Source organism: Spirillospora sp. NPDC049652, from assembly GCF_040675125.1.
Taxonomy (GTDB): Bacteria; Actinomycetota; Actinomycetes; order Streptosporangiales; family Streptosporangiaceae; genus Spirillospora.
Genome location: NZ_JBFAOF010000298.1, coordinates 1 through 7,561, shown reverse-complemented (window position 1 = coordinate 7,561; position 7,561 = coordinate 1). Strand labels below are relative to the sequence as shown.

The window sequence follows — 7,561 nt, the reverse complement described above, 5'->3', positions numbered from 1 at the left end:
CGGCCGTCGCCGACCTCGTCGCCGCCGGCGCCCACCCCGCCCTCCGCCAGGGCGGCTGACCCACCCGCCGAGGCGGCCCGGCCGCCTCCTCCCACCTCCCGCCGCCCGGTCTCCCGAGGAGACCGGGCGTCCGCATTCCAGACCCCGCGCCCCGGCACCTGGACGTCCCACGCCCGCACCTGGACGTCCCCGCCCGCACCCCCGCCGTCCTGCGGCGGCACTTGGATGTCCCGCGCTCGCACCCCGGAAGGGCAGCGCCGACACCCCGGATGGGCAGCGCTGACACCCCGGATGTCCGGTCACGACGGCGGGTGCCCCCGGACGACGGTGCGCCCGGACGGTTGGCGGTAGGGTACGGACATGCTCGCTGAACCCCTGCGCGAACGATGGCGCGCTCGTCCGGCATCTCACTGACCCGACGAGCCCTCTCACGCAGAGACGAGAACAACCCATGACCACCGACGCCGCGCGCGGCGCTTCCGGCGTTCCCGCCTTCTCCTCCCGGACGTCCCTGGCATCCGGATCGCCGGTCCCGGACCCGGCCGGCCACTTCGGCGCCTTCGGCGGGCGGTTCGCCCCCGAGGCCCTCATGGCCGCCCTGGACGAGCTGACCGCCGAGTTCGAGGCCGCCAAGTCCGACCCGGAGTTCCTCGCCGAGCTGGACGACCTGCTCGAGAACTACGCGGGCCGGCCCAGCCTGCTGACCGAGGCCCGGCGGTTCGCCGAGCACGCCGGGGGAGCCCGCGTCCTGCTCAAGCGCGAGGACCTCAACCACACCGGTTCCCACAAGATCAACAACGTGCTCGGCCAGGCGCTGCTGACCCGCCGCATGGGCAAGAAGCGGGTCATCGCCGAGACCGGCGCGGGCCAGCACGGCGTGGCCACGGCCACCGCGGCCGCGCTGCTCGGCCTCGACTGCACCGTCTACATGGGCGAGGTCGACACCGAGCGGCAGGCCCTCAACGTGGCGCGCATGCGGATGCTGGGCGCCGAGGTCGTCCCGGTGCGGACCGGCAGCCGCACCCTCAAGGACGCCTGCAACGAGGCGTTCCGCGACTGGGTCGCGTCCGTCGACACCACGCACTACGTCATCGGGTCGGTCATGGGGCCGCACCCGTTCCCGATGATGGTCCGCGACTTCCAGCGGATCATCGGCGTCGAGGCCCGGCAGCAGTGCCTCGACCTCACCGGGAGGCTTCCGGACGCGGTCGTCGCGTGCGTCGGCGGCGGGTCCAACGCGATCGGCATGTTCCACGCGTTCGTCCCGGACGAGGGCGTGCGGCTGTTCGGGTTCGAGGCGGGCGGCGACGGCGTCGCGTCCGGCAAGCACGCCGCCACGCTGGTCGGCGGCTCCCTCGGCGTGATCCACGGCATGCGCACCTACCTGCTGCAGGACGGCGACGGCCAGACCATGGAGACGCACTCGATCTCCGCCGGGCTGGACTACCCCGGCGTCGGCCCCGAGCACTCGTGGCTGCACGACAGCGGCCGCGCCGAGTACCGGGAGATCACCGACGCCGAGGCGATGGACGCGTTCTCGCTGCTCTGCCGCACCGAGGGGATCATCCCGGCGATCGAGTCCGCGCACGCGCTGGCGGGCGCGGTCAAGGTCGGCCGCGAGCTCGGCCCGGACGCCGTGATCGTGGTCTGCCTGTCCGGGCGCGGCGACAAGGACATGCACACGGCCGCCGGGTTCTTCGGCCTGATGCCCGAAGGGGACGACGCGAAGTGAGCAGCGTCAAGACCGCCTACGACAAGGCCGCGGCCGAGGGCCGCGCCGCGCTCGTCGGCTACCTGCCCGCCGGCTTCCCCTCCGTGGACGGCGCGATCGAGGCCGCCCGGACGATGGTCGACGCGGGCTGCGACGTCATCGAGATCGGCCTGCCCTACACCGACCCGATGATGGACGGCCCGACCATCCAGGACGCCGTCCACCGCGCCCTGGTCGGCGGCGCGCGCGTCGCGGACGTGTTCCGCACCGTCGAGGCCGTCGCCGAGACCGGCGTCCCGACGCTGGTCATGACCTACTGGAACCCCGTGGACCGGTACGGCGTGGACGCGTTCGCCCGGGACCTGAGGTCGGCGGGCGGCGCGGGCCTGATCACCCCGGACCTCACGCCCGAGGAGGGCGGGGACTGGCTGGCCGCCGCCGAGGCCCACGACCTGGACCGGGTGTTCCTGGTCGCGCTCAGCTCCACCGACGAGCGGATCGAGAAGATCACCTCGGTCTCCCGCGGGTTCGTGTACGCCGCGTCCCTGATGGGCGTGACCGGCGCCCGCACCGCCGTGGACACCGGCGCGCCGCGGCTGGTCGAGCGGACCCGCGCCGCCGTCGCCAGGCAGGGCCTGGACCTGCCGGTCGGCCTCGGCCTCGGCGTCAGCGACGGCGCGCAGGCCGCCGAGGTCGCCGGGTTCGCGGACGGGGTGATCGTCGGCTCGGCGTTCATCCGCCGCCTGCTGGACGCGCCCGACGCCGCCGCCGGCCTCGCCGCCGTCCGGGCCCTCACCGCCGATCTGGCCCGGGGCGTCCGCCGCGAGCTCTGACCCCCGCGCTCCCGCCCGTCCACGGGCGCGGGGCGGACCGATCCCGGGCGGCCGGAAGCCTGCCCGGGACGGTCGGTGAAGCGTCCGGCCCCTGTCCCCGCTCCGCCGTCGCGGCGAGCGGGGACAGGGCTGTCATCAGGGTGAGCGCGCCGGGTCCCGGCGCCGGAACGGCGGGCCGCCCGAGGGGCATCGCGGGACGACCGGGGAAAGTCGCCGGCGAGTTCGGGAACTCCCTCCGACGCCCCGTCGGTTGGTGCTGATGAGTCAGGTCGCCGTCCCGTATGGTGTGGTGTCGCCCGCCGCGGACCCGGCGCGACGGGCGGGCCTGGACGGGCGGTCGTGGAAGGATCAACCGATGACGCAAGAGACAGCGGCGCCGGCGGGCGCGAAGCCGGCACGTGCGGCGGGCGGCCGCTGGTTTCCGGCGCTGGCCTGGCCGCTCACCGTGGCCGGGCTCGCCATCTCGATCTACCTGACCTACTCGCACTACGACAAGAAGGCGCTGGTCTGCTCGGCCAACGCCACGATCGACTGCCACGCGGTGACGACGAGCAAGTACTCCAAGCTGCTCGGCGTCCCGCTGCCGCTGCTCGGCCTGCTGTTCTTCGTGGGCTTCGCCGTCCTGATCACGCCGTGGGCGCTGAACAACGCCGCGCCGCTGCTGCGCTGGGGCCGGCTGGCCTCCGCCGCGCTCGGCGTGCTGTTCGTGGTCTACCTGGTGACGGTCGAGCTGGCCGTGCTGGACAAGATCTGCCTGTGGTGCACCGGGGTCCACATCATCACTATCCTGCTCTTCATCCTCGTCCTGGCCGACGAGTTCCGGCGGCTCGGCCAGACCGACTAGCCCCCTGATCAGCCCCGAAGAGCAGCACCTCCACCCATAGGAGCACCAATGAGCAAGGCCGCACGGGAGCGGTCGGCCCGGGAACGCCTGGCCGAGGAGCGCAGGCGTCAGCAGGCGCGGCAGAAGCAGTTCCGGCTGCTCTACGCGGTGCTGGGCGCCGTCGTCGTGGTGGCCGTGGCCGTCGTGGTCACCGTCGTCGCCATGAACTCCGACAAGTCCGGCGGGGACGGCAAGGACGTCAGCGCGAACTTCTACAAGGGCGCGACCGCCCCGGTCAAGGTCACCGCGGACGGCACCATCGTGATGGGCAAGCCCGGCGTGAAGGGCCCCACGGTCGACCTCTACGAGGACTTCCAGTGCCCGATCTGCAAGGAGTTCGAGAAGGCCAGCGGTGACACCGTGAAGCAGCTCGCCGCCGAGGGCAAGATCACGGTCAACTACCACATCCTGTCCTTCGTCAACCCCGAGGGCTCGCCGCGCGCGGCCGTCGCGGGCTGGTGCGCCGCTGACGCGGGTAAGTTCCTGCAGTTCCACGACGTGGCCTACCAGAACCAGCCGGACGAGCGGAAGGCGCTCACCGTCGACGTGCTGAAGAAGTTCGGCACCGCGGCGGGCGCGGCCGGCGACTACGCCAAGTGCGTGTCGGACCAGAAGTACTCTTCGCAGGTCAAGAAGAACAACGACGACGGCCTGAAGACGCTCCAGGCCAAGTACGGCGGCAAGGCCGGCACCCCGTCGGTGCTCGTCAACGGCAAGCCGCTCGACCAGAACGCGATGTTCGACCCGAACGCGCTCCAGAAGGCCCTCACCGGCGTCTGATCCGCTCCACGCCGTCCGCCCGCCCACCCGTCGGGGCGCGGCGGAACGGCGCCGCGTCGCGCCACCGGCCGGTCGCACCCGCACGCAGTCCGCGTGCGGGGCGCGACCGGCCGGTTGTCTTTCTCCCCCGATGACCCGCGCCTGTCACTGTCGGTGACCGTTCCCCCACTACGCTCTGCAAGCGTCAGCGCAAGGCGAGCCGATCGGGGGATCGATGAGCAAGGCCGACAGGACGCGCACGGCGCGCGAACGGATGGCGGCGGAGCGGGCGGCGCGGGCCGCCCGGGAGCGCCGCAACCGGCTGCTGCTGATCGTGGCGGGCGTCGTGGTCGCGGCGGTGGTGATCGCCGTCGTGGTGACGCTGGTCGCCAACCGGGGCGGGAAGGGCGGCGGCGGGGTGGCGGCCACGCCGTACGGCGGGCCGTCCGCGCCGGTCGCGCGGAACCCGGACGGCTCCGTCACGATGGCGAAGGCGGGCGTCTCCAAGCCGGTCCTGGAGGTGTTCGAGGACTTCCAGTGCCCCGGGTGCAAGGCGATGGAGGCGGCCCTCGGCGGGACGATGCGGCAGCTCGCCGCGGAGGGGAGGATGCGGCTCGTCTACCGGCCGTTCCACCTGTTCCAGCAGGAGCCGCTGAGCGGGAACTCCGAGCGCGGCGCGAACGCGGCGCTGTGCGTCCCCGCGGACAAGTGGCTCTCGTACCACGACACCCTCTACAAGGCGCAGCCCGAGGAGGGCAAGAACGGTTTCGCCCCGGACGACCTGGTGAAGTGGGGGCGGCAGCTGGGCGTCACGGACCCGAACTTCGAGCGGTGCGTCCGCGACATGCAGAAGAAGGCGCAGGTCGCCGAGATGACCAAGTACGCCCTGGAGACCCGGCAGGTCCAGGGCACGCCGACGTTGTTCCTCGACGGCAGGAAACTCACCGTCAACAGCAAGCAGGACCTGACCAAGGCCGTCGAGCAGGCCGCGGGCCGGTAGCCGGGCGGGTGGCGCGGGGCCCGGCGGAACGGCGGTCGGCAGGCGGTCCCCGAGGCCCCCGAGCGGCCGCTCCGAGGCCTTCGGGAAGGCGGCGGGACGGCGGCGGGACGGACGGTCCTCCCGCCGCCCGGGTTCCGTTCCGTCCGGAAGACCCGGCGATCGGGTGTTCCGGCGTGGGACGTGCGCCCCCCTACCCCCTGGACGCGGTAACGTCAACGCTCATGCAGCCGGTGGCTTTCCTTCCGAGTCCCTCCCAGGGCGTCTGGCACCTCGGGCCGATCCCGATCCGCGCCTACGCCCTGATGATCATCCTTGGCATCGTCGTGGCGGTATGGCTCGGCGAACGCCGCTGGGCGGCCAAGGGCGGCCAGCCCGGAACGGTGATCGACGTGGCCGTCTGGGCCGTCCCGTTCGGCCTGGTCGGCGGGCGCCTGTACCACGTGGTCACCGACTACCAGCGCTACTTCGGGGACGGCAAGGACCCGGTCAACGCGCTGAAGATCTGGGAGGGCGGCCTCGGCATCTGGGGCGCGGTCGTGCTCGGCGCCGTCGGCGCGGTGATCGGCTGCCGCCGCCGGGGCATCTCGGTGCTCGCGCTCGGCGACGCCATCGCGCCCGGCATCGCGTTCGCCCAGGCGATCGGCCGCTGGGGCAACTGGTGGAACCAGGAGCTCTACGGGCGCCCGCTGCACACCTTCTGGGCCCTGAAGATCGACCCGGCGCACCGTCCGCGCACCGCCGACGGAACCCTCGACCCGAAGTACGCCGACGTCGCCACCTACCACCCGACCTTCCTGTACGAGTCGCTGTGGTGCGTCGGCGTGGGCGTCCTGGTCCTGTGGGCCGGACGCCGCTACAAGCTCACCCACGGACGCACCTTCGCGCTGTACATCGCCGCCTACACCATCGGCCGCTTCTGGGTGGAGGCGCTGCGGATCGACGACGCCCACCACGTCGCCGGGCTGCGGCTGAACGACTGGACCGCGATCATCGTCTTCCTCGGCGCGGTCGGCTACCTGTACTGGGCCCGCGGCAAGACCGGCCCGGAGGCCGTCGGCGCGCCGGCGCCCGCCGTCCAGGACGAGCCCGCCGGGGCCCCCTCCGAGGATGTGCCCGAGACCGCCTCCGGCACGGCCGAGGACGCCCCTGCGACCGTTCCGGAGACCGTGTCCGAGTCCAAGGACGACAGGGCCGCGGCCGCCGCGCCGGAGGCCGCTGAGAAGCCCTCCGAGGACGAGCCGGAGCCGACCGTCGTGGAGGCGCCGAAGGCCGAGGCGAAGAGCTTCGAGGAGACGCCTGAGAGCGCCGCCGAGGACGAGCCCGGCCCCGCTCACGAAGCGGTGACCGAGGACGCGGGCGACTCCGCGGCCAAGTCCGCCCCCGAGCCCGAGCCCGAGCCCGAGGACGAGCCGGAGGCCGTTGACGAGCCGGTCGCCAAGACCGAGCCGGAGCCCGCCACCGAGCCCGCCACCGAGCCGGAGGCCGTGCGCGAGGGCGCCGAGGACCCCGAGCCCGAGCCCGCGGCGCAGGACAAGACCGCCCCGAAGGCCGAGGCCGAGCACGAAGACGAGACCGACACCGGCGCGGGCAAGGGCGAGCCCGTCCGGGACGCGAAGTAAGGAAAGAAGCCGCATGGGGGGACTGACCGCGGAGGAGCCGGAGATGCTCGCCGAGCATCACCACCAGCACCGGGACGTGACGGGCGGCTGGCTGCGGCCCGCGGTGTTCGGCGCGATGGACGGCCTGGTGTCGAACTTCGCGCTGATCGCCGGGGTGGCGGGCGGCAGCGCGTCCCAGGACGTGGTGCTGCTCGCCGGGCTGGCCGGGCTGGCCGCCGGGGCGTTCTCGATGGCGGCCGGGGAGTACATCTCGGTCGCGTCCCAGTCGGAGCTGGCGCTGGCCGAGATCGAGATCGAGCGGCTGGAGCTGGCCCGGCATCCGGCGGCCGAGGAGCGCGAGCTCGCGGCCCTCTACGAGAAGCGCGGCGTGGACCCGGCGACGGCCGCCGAGGTCGCCCGGCAGCTGTCGCGCAACCCCGAGGACGCCCTGGAGGTGCACGCCCGCGAGGAGCTGGGCGTCGCGCCGGGGGACCTGCCGTCCCCGCTGGTGGCGGCCGGGTCGTCGTTCGTGTCGTTCGCGATCGGGGCCGTCCTGCCGGTGCTGCCGTACCTGCTGGGCGCGCAGAACCTGTGGCCGGCGGCGATCGTGGCGGCGCTCGGGTTGTTCTGCGCGGGCGCGCTGGTGGCCCGGGTCACGACGCGGTCGTGGTGGTTCAGCGGGCTGCGCCAGCTCGTGTTCGGCGGGGCCGCCGCGGCGATCACGTTCGGGGTGGGAGCGCTGATCGGGCAGTCCGGTGTGTGATCGCGCGAGCCGGC

General features: G+C 73.4%; 8 protein-coding genes. 7 read left to right on the top strand and 1 reads right to left on the bottom strand.

Features of this window, described 5'->3' with window-relative positions:
• The coding region (locus tag AB0J52_RS19910; RefSeq protein WP_500183083.1) for a hypothetical protein at positions 1-242 on the bottom strand (242 nt) is incomplete at its 3' end.
• A 209-nt stretch (positions 243-451) separates the two neighbouring features.
• Here AB0J52_RS19910 and trpB point away from each other — a divergent pair.
• The 7 genes from trpB (at position 452) to AB0J52_RS19875 (ending at position 7,547) form a co-directional block, all read left to right on the top strand.
• A complete protein-coding gene (gene trpB, locus AB0J52_RS19905; RefSeq protein ID WP_500183082.1) occupies positions 452-1,732 on the top strand; it encodes a tryptophan synthase subunit beta in 1,281 nt (426 codons plus the stop codon).
• Positions 1,729-2,544 (top strand): tryptophan synthase subunit alpha, encoded by an 816-nt coding sequence (gene trpA, locus AB0J52_RS19900; protein ID WP_500183081.1) that lies wholly within the window; start codon positions 1,729-1,731, stop codon positions 2,542-2,544. Before trpB ends, trpA begins: the two co-directional genes overlap by 4 nt.
• A 355-nt stretch (positions 2,545-2,899) precedes the next feature.
• The gene (locus AB0J52_RS19895; protein ID WP_500183080.1) at positions 2,900-3,388 is read left to right on the top strand and encodes a vitamin K epoxide reductase family protein; all 489 of its coding nucleotides are present in this window, start codon (positions 2,900-2,902) and stop codon (positions 3,386-3,388) included.
• A 48-nt stretch (positions 3,389-3,436) separates the two neighbouring features.
• Positions 3,437-4,207, top strand: a complete 771-nt coding sequence (locus AB0J52_RS19890) for a DsbA family protein (RefSeq protein WP_500183079.1) — start codon at positions 3,437-3,439, stop codon at positions 4,205-4,207.
• A gap of 214 nt (positions 4,208-4,421) precedes the next feature.
• Positions 4,422-5,186 carry a DsbA family protein gene (locus AB0J52_RS19885; protein WP_500183078.1) on the top strand — a complete coding sequence of 255 codons (765 nt, stop codon included), beginning with the start codon at positions 4,422-4,424 and terminating at the stop codon, positions 5,184-5,186.
• 221 nt (positions 5,187-5,407) lie between these two features.
• A complete protein-coding gene (gene lgt / locus AB0J52_RS19880) occupies positions 5,408-6,805 on the top strand; it encodes a prolipoprotein diacylglyceryl transferase (RefSeq protein WP_500183077.1) in 1,398 nt (465 codons plus the stop codon).
• Positions 6,806-6,818: 13 nt separating this feature from the next.
• Entirely contained in the window at positions 6,819-7,547 is a 729-nt protein-coding gene (locus AB0J52_RS19875) for a VIT1/CCC1 transporter family protein (RefSeq protein WP_500183076.1), read from the top strand.
• The last annotated feature ends 14 nt before the right edge of the window (positions 7,548-7,561 follow it).

Excerpts from the sequence above, each read along its gene's own strand:
- trpB (WP_500183082.1), top strand. The coding sequence starts at position 452 with ATGACCACCGACGCCGCGCGCGGCGCTTCCGGCGTTCCCGCCTTCTCC.
- AB0J52_RS19895 (WP_500183080.1), top strand. The coding sequence starts at position 2,900 with ATGACGCAAGAGACAGCGGCGCCGGCGGGCGCGAAGCCGGCACGTGCG.
- AB0J52_RS19875 (WP_500183076.1), top strand. The coding sequence starts at position 6,819 with ATGGGGGGACTGACCGCGGAGGAGCCGGAGATGCTCGCCGAGCATCAC.
- lgt (WP_500183077.1), top strand. The coding sequence starts at position 5,408 with ATGCAGCCGGTGGCTTTCCTTCCGAGTCCCTCCCAGGGCGTCTGGCAC.
- AB0J52_RS19885 (WP_500183078.1), top strand. The coding sequence starts at position 4,422 with ATGAGCAAGGCCGACAGGACGCGCACGGCGCGCGAACGGATGGCGGCG.
- AB0J52_RS19890 (WP_500183079.1), top strand. The coding sequence starts at position 3,437 with ATGAGCAAGGCCGCACGGGAGCGGTCGGCCCGGGAACGCCTGGCCGAG.